Source organism: Rhizobium sp. R711, from assembly GCF_002211365.1.
Lineage (GTDB): Bacteria > Pseudomonadota > Alphaproteobacteria > Rhizobiales > Rhizobiaceae > Rhizobium.
In genome coordinates, this window is the sequence record NZ_LOKZ01000034.1 from 143,149 (window position 1) to 158,853 (window position 15,705).

General features: G+C 60.1%; 17 protein-coding genes. 13 read left to right on the top strand and 4 right to left on the bottom strand.

Annotated elements, in window-relative coordinates; translation table 11 throughout:
• Window positions 1-574: 574 nt before the first annotated feature.
• Window positions 575-2,908 (bottom strand): OmpA family protein, encoded by a 2,334-nt coding sequence (locus ATY80_RS21340; protein ID WP_088694313.1) that lies wholly within the window; start codon window positions 2,906-2,908, stop codon window positions 575-577.
• A gap of 323 nt (window positions 2,909-3,231) precedes the next feature.
• Here ATY80_RS21340 and ATY80_RS21345 point away from each other — a divergent pair, with 323 nt between their 5' ends.
• From ATY80_RS21345 to ATY80_RS21360, 4 genes are all read left to right on the top strand, one after another.
• Window positions 3,232-4,008 carry an ABC transporter substrate-binding protein gene (locus ATY80_RS21345; RefSeq protein WP_088694314.1) on the top strand — a complete coding sequence of 259 codons (777 nt, stop codon included), beginning with the start codon at window positions 3,232-3,234 and terminating at the stop codon, window positions 4,006-4,008.
• A 113-nt stretch (window positions 4,009-4,121) separates the two neighbouring features.
• Window positions 4,122-4,925: an ABC transporter permease gene (locus ATY80_RS21350; RefSeq protein ID WP_088694315.1), complete on the top strand. Its 804-nt coding sequence runs from the start codon at window positions 4,122-4,124 to the stop codon at window positions 4,923-4,925.
• Window positions 4,922-5,752: an ABC transporter permease gene (locus ATY80_RS21355; RefSeq protein ID WP_088694316.1), complete on the top strand. Its 831-nt coding sequence runs from the start codon at window positions 4,922-4,924 to the stop codon at window positions 5,750-5,752. Before ATY80_RS21350 ends, ATY80_RS21355 begins: the two co-directional genes overlap by 4 nt.
• 158 nt (window positions 5,753-5,910) lie before the next feature.
• Window positions 5,911-6,177 (top strand): aspartate-semialdehyde dehydrogenase, encoded by a 267-nt coding sequence (locus tag ATY80_RS21360; RefSeq protein ID WP_088694317.1) that lies wholly within the window; start codon window positions 5,911-5,913, stop codon window positions 6,175-6,177.
• An 18-nt stretch (window positions 6,178-6,195) separates the two neighbouring features.
• Here ATY80_RS21360 and ATY80_RS21365 read toward each other — a convergent pair whose 3' ends face one another.
• Window positions 6,196-6,918 carry a DUF2270 domain-containing protein gene (locus tag ATY80_RS21365; RefSeq protein ID WP_088694318.1) on the bottom strand — a complete coding sequence of 241 codons (723 nt, stop codon included), beginning with the start codon at window positions 6,916-6,918 and terminating at the stop codon, window positions 6,196-6,198.
• 124 nt (window positions 6,919-7,042) lie between these two features.
• Between ATY80_RS21365 and ATY80_RS21370 the strand changes: the two genes are divergently transcribed.
• The 5 genes from ATY80_RS21370 (at window position 7,043) to ATY80_RS21390 (ending at window position 9,721) form a co-directional block, all read left to right on the top strand.
• Window positions 7,043-7,858 (top strand): class I SAM-dependent methyltransferase, encoded by an 816-nt coding sequence (locus tag ATY80_RS21370; RefSeq protein WP_088694319.1) that lies wholly within the window; start codon window positions 7,043-7,045, stop codon window positions 7,856-7,858.
• A gap of 122 nt (window positions 7,859-7,980) precedes the next feature.
• Window positions 7,981-8,664 (top strand): glutathione S-transferase family protein, encoded by a 684-nt coding sequence (locus ATY80_RS21375; RefSeq protein ID WP_088694320.1) that lies wholly within the window; start codon window positions 7,981-7,983, stop codon window positions 8,662-8,664.
• On the top strand, window positions 8,661-8,993 hold the full coding sequence (locus ATY80_RS21380) for a metalloregulator ArsR/SmtB family transcription factor (RefSeq protein ID WP_088694321.1): 333 nt from the start codon (window positions 8,661-8,663) through the stop codon (window positions 8,991-8,993). Before ATY80_RS21375 ends, ATY80_RS21380 begins: the two co-directional genes overlap by 4 nt.
• Before the next feature lie 8 nt (window positions 8,994-9,001).
• A complete protein-coding gene (locus ATY80_RS21385; protein WP_088694322.1) occupies window positions 9,002-9,478 on the top strand; it encodes an SRPBCC family protein in 477 nt (158 codons plus the stop codon).
• A gap of 63 nt (window positions 9,479-9,541) precedes the next feature.
• Entirely contained in the window at window positions 9,542-9,721 is a 180-nt protein-coding gene (locus tag ATY80_RS21390; RefSeq protein ID WP_088694323.1) for a hypothetical protein, read from the top strand.
• 27 nt (window positions 9,722-9,748) lie between these two features.
• Here ATY80_RS21390 and ATY80_RS21395 read toward each other — a convergent pair whose 3' ends face one another.
• Window positions 9,749-10,564, bottom strand: a complete 816-nt coding sequence (locus tag ATY80_RS21395; protein WP_088694472.1) for a class I SAM-dependent methyltransferase — start codon at window positions 10,562-10,564, stop codon at window positions 9,749-9,751.
• Window positions 10,565-10,675: 111 nt separating this feature from the next.
• On the opposite strand from ATY80_RS21395, the gene ATY80_RS21400 reads away from it, so the two are divergent.
• The 4 genes from ATY80_RS21400 (at window position 10,676) to ATY80_RS21415 (ending at window position 14,847) form a co-directional block, all read left to right on the top strand.
• A complete protein-coding gene (locus ATY80_RS21400) occupies window positions 10,676-11,806 on the top strand; it encodes an ABC transporter substrate-binding protein (RefSeq protein WP_088694324.1) in 1,131 nt (376 codons plus the stop codon).
• A gap of 91 nt (window positions 11,807-11,897) precedes the next feature.
• Window positions 11,898-13,034, top strand: coding sequence for an ABC transporter substrate-binding protein (locus ATY80_RS21405; protein ID WP_088694325.1), 1,137 nt, complete (start codon window positions 11,898-11,900; stop codon window positions 13,032-13,034).
• The gene (locus tag ATY80_RS21410) at window positions 13,034-14,101 is read left to right on the top strand and encodes an iron ABC transporter permease (RefSeq protein WP_088694326.1); all 1,068 of its coding nucleotides are present in this window, start codon (window positions 13,034-13,036) and stop codon (window positions 14,099-14,101) included. Before ATY80_RS21405 ends, ATY80_RS21410 begins: the two co-directional genes overlap by 1 nt.
• Complete coding sequence (locus ATY80_RS21415; protein WP_088694327.1) at window positions 14,095-14,847, top strand: ABC transporter ATP-binding protein; 753 nt, start codon at window positions 14,095-14,097, stop codon at window positions 14,845-14,847. The genes ATY80_RS21410 and ATY80_RS21415 overlap by 7 nt, the downstream gene beginning before the upstream one ends.
• Window positions 14,848-14,879: 32 nt before the next feature.
• Here the strand turns inward: ATY80_RS21415 and ATY80_RS21420 are convergent, their stop codons facing one another.
• On the bottom strand, window positions 14,880-15,704 hold the full coding sequence (locus ATY80_RS21420; protein ID WP_088694328.1) for an ATP-binding cassette domain-containing protein: 825 nt from the start codon (window positions 15,702-15,704) through the stop codon (window positions 14,880-14,882).
• Window position 15,705: the final 1 nt, after the last annotated feature.

Genomic DNA, 15,705 nt, shown 5'->3' on the forward strand with positions numbered 1-15,705 from the left:
AGCGTCAAGCCGTGAGTTCACGATCTCGTCCGTGCAAGCTGCGTACGTCGTCTACCTTCTATATTTTATCTGTAGAATGCATGCTCTGAATATTAATCAAATGCGAGACGAGGCTGGACGTCCTCTCTCGTATTGCGATTGGCAGATTAGCCCTGATAACTTTCCGCTTGGGGCGACGGGACCGATGGCCGAATTGTTTTCCATAGCCGCTAACAGCGCTTCGGGCCTGCGTCTAATACGCGGCAATTTCCGTGTATCGACAAACCTCCAAGGTGACCCTGGGGCAGAGGTCTGCGACAACGTTGCTGGTATGCTGCGGCAAGATTTACAGCGAAAGGTCTGCGACGTTGATCTCGCCCCAAAACCTAGGATTGGCGCGCTTTACTGGGAAATCCATTCACGCGCTGAGAAATAAAAGTCCACGTCGACTGCAACACCGGTCGCCCACGCCGCTTTGCGAATTAGGGCTTCGGTCGCAGCCCACATAAAAGCGAGCCCAAAACCGCTGCGTGCGGCAACAAGAAAAGCCGCCAGTCTCCCGGCGGCTTTCGATCCGTTCTGTCTCTCGGCTAGGTTAGCGCGAGGCGACTGGGCGCACCAGCGCCGTCACGCGGCGGATGGTAACGCGACGGTTTTCCTGGTTCGGCCCCTGCGTGTTGACCTTGAGGTAACGCTCGCCGTAGCCCTGAGTCGTCAGGTTTTCCGGTGGAACGCCGTAGACATCCGTCAGCACGTTGGCCACAGACTCCGCACGCTGGTCCGACAAAACGAGGTTACTCTGATCCGAGCCGACGGCGTCGGTGTGACCTTCAATCAGGAAGGTTTCCGCCGGACTCTTCCGCAGCAACTCGTTCATAGCATCGGCCACCTTACGAAGTGTCCGCGCCTGGCTCATGGGAATCTCCGCGCTACCTGTTGCGAAGGTGATCGTATCCAGATCGATACGACGAACCTTGTCGCGAATACGTGCCGAATACCTCACCTCGTCCAGCGAGTAGACGCGTTCCACCGGTTCGACAGGTGGCTCACTGAGGAACTGGTAATAGTCGCGATCCTCGTCGCTGCTGGTGTCGATGATGTAGTCATCAAGCGGAATGGCCAGACGCATCGGCGGCAGGTCGCGGCCCGGATCTTCGAAGTAGCCGCCACGGTCCGGATCCTCATAGAGGTCGGGCGAATAATAGAGGACATCTTCGCGGCCACGGTCATCGATACGCGACCGCTGGATAACGTCGCCGTAGCGGTTCCGGATCGTCACGATCTGATAGCCATCGCGGTCGATCGTCTCGCGATAGCGGTCGCGCGGCAGCTGTTCGTAGATCGGCCGTTCACCATCACGCAGGAAGCGCCGGTCATCGTCGCCGCGAACGATCGTCTGGTTGTTGATCTGGATGATCACGCGATTGTCGTCGCTGCGCTGGCCGAAGAGCGCGCCTTGCGGCTGCTCGAATTGCGGGCGCTTGTCGAGACGCCGACCCTCTTCACTGGTAACGGCTTCGATCTTGATTGGAGCAGCCTTGGCTCCCCCGGTTACGATCTGGGCATCGGCATCGGACTTCGGCACGCGGAAGTTCTGCTCCTGACCGCGCAGCCTGTCGCGGTCACGACGGGATTGGATGCCGCCGAAGCGGTCAGCGTCCTTGTCGCTGTCGAGAACAGCGGCGCCGTTTTCAACAGGCAGAACGACGGTTTCCGTGCTCTTGCTCGGATCGGCAGCGATTGCCTTGCGGCGCTGGAGCTCCTGCGGCGTGACTTTTTCCGGAGCCGGGATGGGCTGCTCGGCCTGGCCAGTTATCGGCTGGCCACCCGGTGCGGCATTAGGCTGAGCCGGAACCTGTTCGCCTTGTTGTTGGACAGGCTGCTGCTGCCCCCCCTGCGGCGCAGGGGCCTGATTACCCTGCTGTTGGGCCGGTTGCTCTCCGCCAGGTTTGGCTTCAGTCGCAGGCTGCTGTGCGGGAACCGGCGGCTTCTCAGCCGTCGGTGCTTCCGCTGGCTTGGGAGCCTTCGGTGCCACGGGTGATTCCTGCGGAGTTGCTTGTTCTGTGGCCGGCTTCTGCGGCTGCGTTTCGGCAGTCGGCTTCTTGCGCGGTTTCACCGGTTGTTCGGCCCCTTCGGTCGCCGGCTGCTTACCGTTGGCCGGCGGCTGCAGTTCTTCACCCTGCGGTTTTGCCTGTTCTTGCTGTGGGGCCACCTGCTCGATCTGCGGCTGCGGTGCAGCCTCTTGCTGCTGTGGCTGCTGCTTCTTATTGCGCCGCGGCTTTTCGGGGCTCTGCGCTGGTTGCTGTTGCTGTCCCGGTGCTACCTGCTCCTGCGGCGCAGCAGGCTCTGCCTGCTCTGCAGCGGGCTGCCTCTTCTTGCGCGGTTGCTCGGGCTGCGCTTCTTGCTGCAACTGCTGAAGTTGCTGCTCGGCGGCGGGTTCGCGCTGATGGCGCGGTTTTTCTGCCGGTGCCTGCTGTTGCTCAGGCTGGGCCTCCGGCGCGGGCTCACGCTGCTTTCGTGGCTTCTCTACCGGCGCTTGCTGCTGTTGTTCGGGCTGGGCCTCGGGCGCAGGCTCACGCTGCTTCCGTGGCTTCTCCACTGGCGCTGGCTGCTCTTGGGGCTGGTCGGCAGCGGGTTGGCGCTGGCCACGCGGCTTTTCGGCGGGCGCTTCCTGCTGGGGCGGCTGTTCCTGGCCTGCCGGCGCCTGTGGCTCGCCGCCACCATCGTGCTGTTTATGCCGCTTCTTCAGAAGCTCTTCATCGGAGGGTGCAGCCTGAGCAACCTCGAAACTGCCCGCGACCGCTTGCGGCGCTGTGCGAACCTGATCAACGCTGGCCACTGCGGCGAAGGAATGTGCGGGAGGCATTATGAGCGACAGCGACAACAGCGGAAAGGCGGCACTGGCAAACAATCTGGATTTCATTCCCATAGGGGCTCCTCGTTGACTTTATGTTCTTGAGACGCGGTCGCGGCCACGTCCGATTTTGGGGCACTCACCCACGGCGAAAACCGCGCGAGGACTGCATTTGTTCCACGAGTCTTAGGAACTGGACTATTAACCCGGTATGAATGTGGCAGTGCGGCATTGTTCATCTTCGCCATAGTTGACCGCTCGCCGCGCCCCCTGCGATTCCAGTTGCAATTCCGCTGAAAAAGGGTTGAGTATCGCGCCAAGGCAGTGCCCAGCACCGCCCTGCTCCGCCGCCGTCCAAAAGAAGAATACGAGCGGCAGCACCAACAGAGAGGACTAACATGCGTATCTCCACCCGTATTCTTGCCGCTGCTTCCGTCGCCGCGATGTCTCTTTTCGCAGGCGCCGCCATGGCTGATGGCGAGAAGTATGTCATCGGCACAGACTCGACCTATCCGCCCTTCGAATACGTTGATGCCAGCGGCCAGTTCCTCGGCTTCGACATGGACATCGCCCGCGCGCTCTGCGCTGAGATGAAGGCCGACTGCACCATCGTCAGCAGTGACTGGGACGGCATCATTCCCGCGCTGCAAGCCAAGAAGTTCGACATGATCATCTCGTCCATGTCGATCACACCGGAGCGCTCGAAGCTCGTCGACTTCACCAACAAGTACTACAACACCCCGCCGGCAATCGCCGTGCCGAAGGATTCGACCGTCACCGACGTTGCCGGCCTGAAGGGCAAGACGATCGGCGCGCAGACCTCCACCACCCACTCGAACTACGCTGAAAAGCACCTGCCCGACACAGAGCTGAAGCTCTACCCGACGGCAGACGAGTACAAGCTCGACATCGCGAATGGCCGCGTTGACGCCGTCATCGACGACATCGTCGTTCTGTCGCAGTGGGTCAAGTCGGATGCCGGCGCATGCTGCAAGATCCTGACGCCGCTCCCGGTCGACAAGGAAATCAACGGCGTTGGTGCAGGCATTGCCGTCCGCAAGGGCGACGACGCGCTGCGCGAAAAGCTGAACAAAGCGATCGCCGCGATCCGCACCAGCGGTGAATACAAGAAGATCCAGGACAAGTACTTCGACTTCGACGTTTACGGCGAATAAGAAAAGCTGTAGGTCGCCCAGAAAGGTTATGGCGGAAGGCTTGCTCTTCCGCCATTTTTGTTTGAAAAGAATGGAAAGATCAAAGCGGTACAAACCGCGAGGGGAAAACTGGCATGGGCGGATTATTTTCCGCGCTGGGCTCATTCTGGGCCTGGATTGGGTATATCTTCGATCCGCTTTGCGGACCTGCAGGACTCTTCACCTGGTTCGGCTCTTCGACGATCCTGGCCTGTGGCGACACCGGCTGGGGCGATGAGATTGCCGCCGGCCTGAAGGTCACCGTTGCAGTCGCGCTCCTTACCCTGCCGATCGGACTGATCATCGGCTTTCTCGTGGCGCTCGGCCAGCAATCGGAAGAGAAATCGGTCCGCCTGGCCGCCGGCATTTACACCACGATCTTTCGCGGCCTTCCGGAACTGCTGACGCTGTTTATCATCTATTACGGCATGCAGATTCTGATCCAGTCGGTTCTTGCCTCTCTCGGCTACGACAGCCGTATTGAAATCAACGCCTTCTTCGCCGGCATGATCGCCCTTTCGGTCGTATTCTCCGCCTATTGCTCCGAAGTTCTGCTGTCGGCTTTCCGCGCCATTCCGAAGGGCCAGTATGAGGCAGGAGACGCGCTGGGCTTTCATCGCGGCCGTACCCTGCTGCTTATCGTGCTGCCGCAACTCGTGCGCATCGCCCTTCCCGGCCTGGTAAACCTCTGGATGATCCTGCTCAAGGATACGTCCTACGTCTCGATTATCGGCCTTGCCGACATTCTGCGGCAGACCGGCGTCGCCGTTAAGGTCACCAAACAGGCGTTCCTGTTCTATACCGTCGCCTGCGCTCTTTATCTCGGCCTTGCCATCATTTCCTCCTTCGGTCTCAGCTACATCGAGCGGTGGGCCAAGCGGTCGGAGATCAGCCGATGAGCCACGCCCAAACGCTCATTCCGGCACAGCCGGCACCGAAGCAGGCGCACAAGCCGATCACCGTTGCGCGCATCACCGGTTACGTCGTCGTCGCTCTCTGGATCCTTCTTGCCGCCGCGCTGATTGCAATGGTGGTCAGCGGTTGGGATCCGGAAAAATTCACACGCTACGGTCCCCGCTATCTGCATGGCCTGTACACGACGATCATGCTCGTGGTGATCTCGGTTTTCTTTGGCGCCATTCTCTCCTTGCCGCTGGCCTTTGCCCGCATGTCGAAGAACAAGGTCATCAACGGCATCGCCTATTGCTACGTCTACGTGTTCCGCGGCACGCCGCTGCTGGCCCAGCTCTTCCTCATCTACTACGGCCTCGGCAGCTTCCGGCCGGAGTTGGAAGCCGTCGGTCTGTGGTGGTTCTTCCGCGATGCCTGGTATTGCGGTCTGTTTGCGATGACCATCAATACGGCCGCCTATCAGGCCGAAATCCTGCGTGGCGCCATCCAGAGCGTTCCGCGCGGCCAGCATGAGGCGGCGGCCTCGCTCGGCATTCACAAGATCGTCGCCTTCCGCAAGATCATCCTGCCGCAGGCCCTGATCGTCGCCCTGCGGCCCTACGGCAACGAAATCATCCTGCTTATCAAGGGCTCGGCTGTCGTCGCGATCATCACCGTTCTCGACCTGATGGGCGAAACGCGCTACGCCTTCTCGCGCACCTTCGACTACCAGACCTACCTTTGGGCAGCGATCTTCTACCTCAGCATGGTTGAAGCGCTACGCCATCTCTGGGCCTGGATTGAGCGGCGGCTGACTCGCCACCTAAAGCGTTGAAGATTTGGCAGCACTCACTGAAGAGAGCTGCTAACGATCTGAAATTACAAAGAAAATCCATGAAACACTAGCAATTCGTCAAGCTTCGGTTAAGCATGTAGTGGTTCCATTTCGAGGACCACTAATAAGCGGTCATTGGAACCAGAAGCGAGACGACGATGCATAAGGACATGGAAAGGCAGCTTCAGGGCTACGGCCTTACGACGGCCCAGATCATCTACCGCATGCCGGATCATCAAACGATCCTTCAGACCTATATCTGGCAGGACTACGACCTTGCTCCGGATTTTCCCGAGATGTGCAGCTTCCTGAAGTTCTGGCAGGAGAAGCTCGACGGGCCGCTGCATTCGGTGCGCTACATGCACCGCAAACTGATCTCCGCCACCGAATGGCGCGCGCTGAGAGGCGAGTTCATCATCAACTGACCGCGCAGCGAGCGCCGGTCAGACATGAGCCTCCCCCTGGACGAATTCGTCTTCGTCCATCTCGCGATGCAGTGTGCCGTACAGTATGCCGACATAAGCCAAGCTCACGATGCAGAGCACGGCCCAACCCGGGATTGGGCCAAGCGCCGCGTTGTCGACCACATAGCTCCATGAATGTGCCTGCGTCAGTGGATTTCCTTCAGTCTGGAGCTTGGGTGTGGTGATCTTCAGGCACCATGCGAGAAGCAGGATGAGATACATCCAACAATAGTTTCGCCGCAGTCGACGCTTCACGGCGCCGGGATAACTCAAGAGAAATTGCGGCTTGCGCAAGCTCTTGGCGATGGCGCCGGCCCAATCGGGCCTGGACTCGCCGTTCGGCGCAAGAATTTGCGCGAAGTAACCCCGCTCAAGCTTCCTCACACGGGCGCGATAGATATCGAAGAAGCGATAGCGGCGGGCTTCAATGAGCAACAACAGGGTGATCAGCATCATCCCGAAAAGCAGCACGCCATGGTGGGAGGTCGGCGTCGACAGAGAAACGGAAAGCAGCGCCGCCGAGACTGTGATCGCCCAGTTCGATGTTCGGTCGATACGATCGCGCCAGCTTATCATCCGGCCGAGCTCTCCGCGATAATAGTGGCTGAGCGTATTTGTGATCTCGCCTGGGGTGGCCGGGAGCGCCGGTCGCGGACTATCCATCTCCTTCTCGAAATTCGCCTTGCTGATTTCGGCGACCATGGCATTTCCTCCATTTTGTTCTTATCCATTAGAGGATCCCTATTCTGCGCTTCGAACGTCGCCATTGCAAAAGACATTCAGTCGCCGTAGACGCAGCTCTGGATAAAAACGATGGTGAATTGCTATGGCCAATAAGATCGACGAAGACGCACTCGCGGAAGCCTACGAGCGGGCTCTTGCCCTTGAAAAGGCAGGTGATGTCGACGCAGCCGTGAAGGCCTATGAGGAGGTTCTTGCCATCGATCCCGAAGATCACGGGGGCGCAGCCGTCAGGATCGCCTCCATGGGCCGTGGCGAGACGCCGACCAAGGCGCCGGATGCCTATGTCGAGACCCTGTTCGACCAGCATGCCGAGGTCTTCGAGGACGTTCTGGTGGAACAACTCGGCTACCACGTACCGATGATGGTGCGCCAACGCCTGCAGGAGCTGAAGCTTGGCCCCTTCAAGCGCATGCTCGACCTCGGCTGCGGCACCGGCCTCACCGGCAGCGCGCTCGGCGATCTCTGCGAGGACATGACCGGTATCGATATCTCCGAAAACATGGTCGAGATCGCCCACGAGAAGGATCTCTACGAAACGCTCTTCGTCGCGGAAGTCGAAGACTTCCTCGATGACAATGACGAGGATCCCTTCGACCTCATCACGGCAACGGACGTCCTGCCCTACCTCGGCGCGCTGGAACCACTGTTCTTTGGCGCTGCGGAAAACCTAAACCCCGGCGGCCTCTTCATCTTTTCCTCGGAGGAACTGTCCGAGGCGTCTGCGAACGCCCAACCCTACATGGTCGGTCCGCATCAGCGCTTTCTGCATTCGGCGACTTACATTCGCGAAAGGCTCATCGCGACGGGATTCGAGCTCGTCGAAATGACGGAGATCAACGTTCGTATGCAGGAAGGGCTTCCAAGCCCTGGCCATCTTGTAGTCGCCCGCCTCGGCTGACGCCTGCAGCGAAATACGCCGACCAATAGTTAGCCAACCACGAAACTTTTCATTGATCACAGCTCAAGGAGCTGATACTTAGCCAATCGCGCAAGTTTAAAACAACGTGAAAGGCTGGTCGCATGTCGCTCTTCCTCCACAGCCACCCGCTTGCATCCTTCTGCCACAAGGTCCTTGTGGCGCTCTATGAGAACGCCACGCCCTTCGAAGACGTTCATGTCGACCTTGGAAACGAGGCGTCGAGAGCGGCGTTCCTCGGCGTCTGGCCGCTCGGAAAGATGCCGGTCCTTCGTGATGAAGTCCGGAACCGCACCGTGCCCGAAACGACAATCATCATCGAGTATCTCGATCGGTACTATCCGGGCGCAATACCCCTTATCCCCGACGACTTCGACGAAGCGCTCGAGGTCAGGCTGTGGGATCGTCTTTTCGACCTGCACGTACAGGAACCGATGCAGCAGATCGTTGGTGAACGTCTGCGCGGCGGCGGCGATCCGGCCCGGGTGACCCAGGCCGAGGCAGCGCTGCGCAAAGCTTACGCGCTGATCGAGAGGCAGCTTGGCGAACACGCATGGATCATCGGAGATAGCTTCACCATGGCCGATTGCGCGGCCGCTCCCGCCCTCTTCTACTCCGAGACACTGGTCCCGCTCGCGAAACAACCGAAGCTGCAGAGTTACTATGACAGGCTTCTGGCGCGCCCTTCCTTCGCGCGGGTCCTTGAGGAGGCGCGGCCATACTTCAAGTTCTATCCGTACCGCGAGCGGCTGCCCGCCCGTTTCCGGCCGGATGAAGCCGCCGAATGATGCACGAACCTGCCGCTCTCGATCAGATGTTCCACGCGCTGTCCGACCGCAGCCGGCGCGGCATGGTTGATCGCCTCGGCCATGGGCCTGCTTCCGTGTCCGAGCTCGCCGAGCCTCTGTCGATGGCGCTTCCCACTGTCATGAAGCACCTTGCGGTTCTGGAAAAAGGCGGTCTCGTCCATTCGGAAAAGAGCGGCCGTGTGCGCACCTACCACCTACGGAAAGACGCCCTGGCGCAGATGGAGCACTGGCTTGCCACACACAAGGCGAGCTGGAACAAGGCCTTCGACCGCCTGGAACAGTTCCTGTCAGACGACCAACCAGAGTGAGGACGGAGATGATGAAATATTCCGCCATGCACGAGACCTTCTCGATCGAGCGAAAGATTCGGGTGTCGGCCTCTCGCGTCTTTGCGGCCTGGGCCAGTCCCGCAGCCAAGCGCCAGTGGTTTGCCTGCCACGACGAGTGGGTGTCCCTCGACTATAGCCTCGACTTCCGGGTCGGCGGCCAGGAGCGGAACCGCGTCGCCGACAGCAGCGGCGTTCCGCACGCCTACGAGGCGCGCTATCTCGATATCGTGCCAGAAGCCCGCATTATCTATGCCTACGACATGAAGCTCGGCGAAACACGTATTTCAGCATCGCTCGCGACGGTCACCTTCGAGGCAACACCGTCGGGAACAACCATGCTCTTCACCGAGCAGGTTGTCTTCCTCGATGGCTACACGGACGGCGGTTCGCGCCGACAAGGGACCGAAATTCTGGTCGACCGCATCCAGGCCTTCGTCGAGCGAGACGGCAGCATCGCGCACTAAGCGCCACGTGCCTTTCATGCTAGATTGCCGTTCCAGCAATCCACCACCTCGAGCGAAACGGCCATGGCAGCAGGAAACAAACCGTCCCAGGCGGGTGCCCCACAGAGACGTCGGCACAAATTCAATCCCAAGCGCGACCCGAAACCGCACGTTCTGGCCGACGCCAATCGCACCGTTTTATGGATGGCTTCCGTGGTGACGGTTGTCTTTCTCGTCGTTGTCGCCGTTCAGGCACTGTGGTAGCCGCCGAGTGCTGCAAGGCCGTTGGCCTTAACCGCCCGGCTTGCGCGCGCTAATGGCAAAGCGATGCTGGATGCCGCGCGACAGCGCCTTCAGATAATTCCAGTGCTTCGCCTGCGTCTTGTGGATTTCGCGCAGGTTCGTGTCGATCGTCACGTCTTCGAAGCCAGCATCGCCGAGCATGCTTGCGACCAGCTCTGCCCGTGCCCCATTCGAAAAGTGAACGCGCGAAACGATGTCACTGTGATTTTTCATGAGCTCGGGCGGCGCATGCTGCGGATCGGTCTTGAGCAAGCCGGCCCTCTCCATGGTCTTCGCAAGCGCCTTCAGCATGCGCTCTACCCGGCTAACATTCACGAAGTCCCCGTCAACGATCAGGATCGTGCCACCAGGTTTCAGAACGCGCATCCATTCGGCAAAAGCCGCTTTGGGATCCACGAGTGTCCATACGAGATGGCGGGTTATGATGACGTCATAAGTCTCATCGGGCTCCATCGTGTGTTCGACATCAGCCATTCGAAATGAGATCGACCTTCCCCTCGCCTTCGCCTTGGCGCGCGCCCGCTCCAGCATCGGCTCCGCCCAATCGAGCCCCGAGACCTTGAAGCCCAGATCGTCCATCAGGTGGGAAATCACGCCGGTGCCACTGGCGAGGTCAAGCGCCTGCCTGCCATCGCCCGGCCCCAGATGCTTCAGAATCAGTCGGTGCCAGGCAACACGCTCCGGTTCCGAGAAAATCTCATGCCCCGGAGACAGATCGAACGTCGCCGCACGTGCGGACCAATAAGCCTTGATCTCCTCGCGAAGCCCGTAGTTGTGCCCGCCTGCAATCCCTGTATCACCCATGCTCATGCCGATCGCCATTCCAGTTTGAAATCGTTCTAATAGATATAACTTGACCGCTTTACTCAGAAAATAATAGACGACGAAAAGTTTTCCACGGGGGTATACTTTTCGATGCGACTTACAGGCAAAACATCAGCGCTTGCAATCGGCTTTCTCGTCTCCGCAGTCCTGCCGGCGCTGGCCGACAAGATCACGATCAAGGACGTGACCGGCCGCAGCGTCGAAGTGAACGCGCCCGTCAACCACATGATTCTCGGCGAAGGACGGCAAATCTACTTTTTGGCCGCGCTCGACAAGGAGGCGCCGTTTGAGCACGTCGTCGGCTGGCGCGACGACCTCCCCAAGGCCGATCCCGAATCCTATGCGGCCTATCTGGCGAAATATCCGGACATCGCCAAGCTCCCGACTTTCGGTGGCATGAAGGACGGCACCTTCGATATCGAGCAGGCCGTGACGCTCAAGCCCGATGTCATTCTCATGAACGTCGACGCCAAGACGGCGACCGACGAAGCCGGCTACATCGAGAAATTGGCGAAGGTCGGCATTCCGCTTGTCTATGTGGATTTCCGCGAAAAGCCGATGGAAAATACCGAACCCAGCATGCGCATCATGGGCCAGTTGATGGGCAAGGAGGCTGTCGCCGAGGACTTCATCAAGTTCCGTGCCGGCAGCATCAAGCGCGTCACCGATGTCCTCGAGAAGAACAACCCGCCTAAGCCCGTCGTCTTCGTCGAGCGTGCCGGCGGCTACTCCGATGATTGCTGCATGTCCTTCGGCGACGAGAATTTCGGCAAGATGGTCGAGATTTCAGGCGGTAAGAACATGGCCAAGGACATCATCCCGGGCACGTTCGGCACCGTCAATCCCGAGCAGATCATCGCCTCCAATCCGGACCAGATCATCATTACCGGCGGCAACTGGGACAAGTACGTGCCGGGCGGCGCCTGGGTCGGCGTTGGCTATGGCGCCGACCTCAAGGAAGCGCACCGCAAACTCGAAGCCCTGACCAAGCGCCCTGCCTTCACCGGCGTCAAGGCCGTCGAAGACAAGAACGTCCACGCCATCTGGCACCAGTTCTACAACAACCCCTACCAGTTCGTCGCCATCCAGGAGATCGCCAAGTGGCTGCATCCTGATCTCTTCGCCGATCTCGATCCGGAAGCGACATTCAAGGAACTGCACGCCCGCTTCCTGCCGCTGGAATACAAGCCCGGCTACTTCGTCTCTCTGAAGGACGAATAAGATACTTGGCGGGCCATCGACGGTTCGCCGAAATCGCAAGGCGGGGCCGCGTACGCGGCTCCGCGCTTCTGTTTCAGATTGAGAGGTGTCCATGCGACTCACGACACTCCGGCATGTTGCTGTCCTTACCCTCGCGCTCCTGACCACACCCGCCCTGTCTGCGGAAATTACGGATGTCACCGGTCGCACGGTCGAGATAGACCTGCCCGCCAAGCGCGTCATCGTTGGCGAAGCGCGTCAGATCCATGTGATCGCGGCGCTCAAGGGTGAACAGACCTTCGACACAATCGTCGGCTGGCGTGACGATATCATCACGAAGGACCCCGATAGCTACAAGGCTTACGCCGAGCATTTTCCGCAGATCGAAAAGCTGCCTCGTTTCGGTTATGTGCCACAGGGCGATTTCAGCCTCGAAACAGCGATCTCGCTCTCACCGGATGTCATCACGCTCAATCTCGAGGCGGAAAAGTCCGCCAAGGAAAGCGGTTTTGAGGAGAAGGCCGCAGCCGCTGGCATCAAGGTGGTCTATCTCGATTTCCGCATCGATCCCGATAGAAACAGCGAGGCTTCAATTGCGATCCTCGGCAGGCTCTTCGGCGCGGAGGAGCGCGCGAAGGAGTTCATCGCCTATCGCCGCGCCGAGATCGCGCGCGTGACCGACAGGTTGGCAGCCGTGAAAGATCTGAAGCGGCCGAACGTCTTCATCGAGCGCTCGCCCGGCATATCATGCGAGAACACCTGCTGCCGTACCTTCGGCCCGGTCAATTTCGGCGCCATGGTCGAGCAGGCTGGCGGCCACAACATTGGCGCCGACGTCATAAAGACCACCTTCGGCGATCTCAATCCGGAACAGCTCGTACTTGCCGATCCGGAACATATCATCGTCACCGGATCGAACTGGGCGGTCGAGTCGGACATCAATCAGTTCGTGCCCGTCGGTCGCGGTGCGGATTTGACGCTGGCCCGGGAGAGGCTGGCAAATCTGATGACCCGGACGCCGTTCCCCGAACTAAAGGCTGTCAAAACCGGCAACGTACACGCCGCCTGGCATCAGTTCTACGGCGCGCCCTATGAGTTCTTCCCCATCCAGCAATTCGCCAACTGGTTCCACCCGGATCTCTTCGCAGATCTCGATCCCGAAGCGAACTTCGCAGAATTCCACAAGCGATTCCTGCCGGTGACCTACCAGCCGGGATATTTCGTTTCTCTCGAAAAGGGCTCCAACTGATGGCCTCGTTCAGCCAGGTCCAGGCCGAAGTGACGGGGCGCGAGCAATATCGCGCCCTCGCCTTTCGCCGTATCCTCATCCTCGTCGGCCTAACCGCGGCGCTCTGCTTCAGCATCTCGGCCGATATGGCGCTTGGCCCTGCCAACTACGCGCTGTCGGACGTCCTTTCGGCGCTCTTTGATCCCGCCGCGGCGGCCAACCAGCTTCGCGTCATCATCTGGGACATCCGTATGCCGATCGCCTTGATGGCGGTGACCGTCGGCGCTTCGCTTTCCGTTGCAGGCGCGCAGATGCAGACGATCCTTTCGAACCCCCTGGCGAGCCCCTTCACGCTCGGCATTTCTGCCGCCGCGAGCTTTGGTGCGGCTCTCGCTTTGGTCGGCGGCGTTGCTATCTTTCCGGGAGCGATCGAATACATGGTGCCGCTCAATGCCTTCCTGATGGCGATGGCGGCAGCCCTTTTCATTCATTTCGCCTCGACAATGCGTGGCGTGAGCGTCGAAACGATCGTGCTTCTCGGCATTGCCCTCGTCTTCACCTTCAATGCCGCGCTATCACTGCTGGAATACCTAGCCTCCGAGCAAGCTCTGGCCGCCGTCGTCTTCTGGACGATGGGCAGCCTGACCAAGGCGACCTGGGTGAAGGTCTATTTCACCGCCGCGGTGCTTGTTGTCACAGTGCCGCTCTTCATGCGGCAGGCCTGGGCACTGACGGCTCTCCGTCTCGGTGACGACAAGGCCGCCAGCCTCGGCATCAACGTCCGCCGGCTGCGTCTGCAAACAATGATGATCGTCAGCCTCCTGGCTGCCATCCCGGTGTCGTTCGTCGGCACCATCGGCTTCGTCGGGCTCGTCGGACCGCACATCGCCCGCATGGTCGTTGGCGAGGACCAGCGCTTCTTCCTGCCGGGTTCCGTCATATGCGGCGCTCTTCTCCTGTCGGTGACATCTGTGGTCAGCAAGATCCTGATCCCCGGCGCAATCCTGCCGATCGGCGTCATTACGGCGCTCGTCGGCGTCCCCTTCTTCTTCGTCCTCATCTTCAGCAATCGGAGGCGCTCATGGTAGCCCTAGCCCTCGCAGATGTCGGCGCTTCCTATGGACGCACGACCGTTCTATCGAACGTGAGCATCGACGACCTGAAAGGCGGCAGCGTCACGGCCATCATCGGCCCCAACGCGGCAGGCAAATCCACGCTATTCAAACGGATCGCGGCCCTGGTGAAAGGTCCTGGCCTGGTCAAGCTTTCCGATACCGATCGCGGATCGCGTACGATCTGCTACATGCCACAAGATACCGGCGCCAATGCCGTCCTGACCGTTTACGAGTCGATTCTCCTGTCAGCTAAGCAAGGCGGCGGCTGGCGGGTCGCCGACGACGAGCTCAATGGCATCGATGAAATCCTGAGGGCTCTTCGCATCGAAAACCTGGCTTTCCGGGGCCTTGGTGAACTTTCCGGCGGCCAGCGCCAGCTTGTGTCTCTCGCGCAGGCGTTGGTACGCAGGCCCGAGGTGTTGCTGATGGACGAGCCGACCTCCGCGCTCGACCTCCACAGACAGATCGAAGTATTGAGCTTTATCGCCGACCTCGCCCGCCGCAACGGAATGATCGTGCTCATCGCGCTCCACGACCTCAATCATGCGCTGCGCTATTGCGAGAACACAATTGTTATCGCCAATGGCGCAATGGCGGCGAGCGGACCGACATCGGACGTCATTACCGACGCCATGCTGCGCGACATCTACAAGATCAACGCTCGCATAGAAAACTGCTCGCAAGGCACACCGATGGTGATTGTCGACGGCGCGATCTGAGACAACGTCGTCGAACATCGCAACCGGTCATTTCAATGAGCGGTGTCCGTCCGCAGGATCGCCGCCAAAAGCCGCCCTTCGAGCTCGGCGAGCGCGGGATTGCCGTATCGACGCGGATGCGGATAGGGGATCGCCAGATCAAGCGCAACGCGCCCCTCTTCCAGCACGATCACACGATCGGCGAGATGCACCGCCTCGCTGACGTCGTGCGTAACCAGGACGGCCGTAAAGCCCAGCTCTCGCCAGACACGATTGAGCAGCTCCTGCATGCTGATCCGCGTCAATGCGTCGAGCGCGCCCAGCGGTTCGTCAAGCGCCAGCACGCCAGGCTTGCTGACAAGTGCCCGTCCCAGCGCGACACGCTGCCGCTGCCCGCCAGAGAGACGAGCAGGCCATTCGGCCGCCTTTTCGGCAAGCTGCACCTCGCCGAGCACCGCCTCGGCCTCCCTGAGAGCGATGCGCTTGTCGACCCCATCGCCAAGCCCGACCGCCACGTTTTCGGCGACGCTCAACCAGGGAAGCAGACGAGGCTCCTGAAACACGATCCTGGCATTCGCTTCCGCATCAGCGCCATCGGCGTTCTCGAAATGCAGTTCACCGCTCGTCGGCTCGTCGAGCCCCATCAGAATGCGCAGCAGCGTACTCTTGCCGCAGCCGCTCTTGCCGATGACGGCAACGAACTGCCCGGCCGGAATGTGGAGATTGATGCCGCGGAGCACACGATTGCCGCCGAAGCTCTTCTCAAGTCCCCTCAGCGTAATTGCCGCAGCGCCGGTGCCGGCTGGCGTCGCGCGATCGGTCTCGTATTCGAACTCGTCCGAGGCTCCTTGAAAACGCTCATGCGCAATGATGGTCATG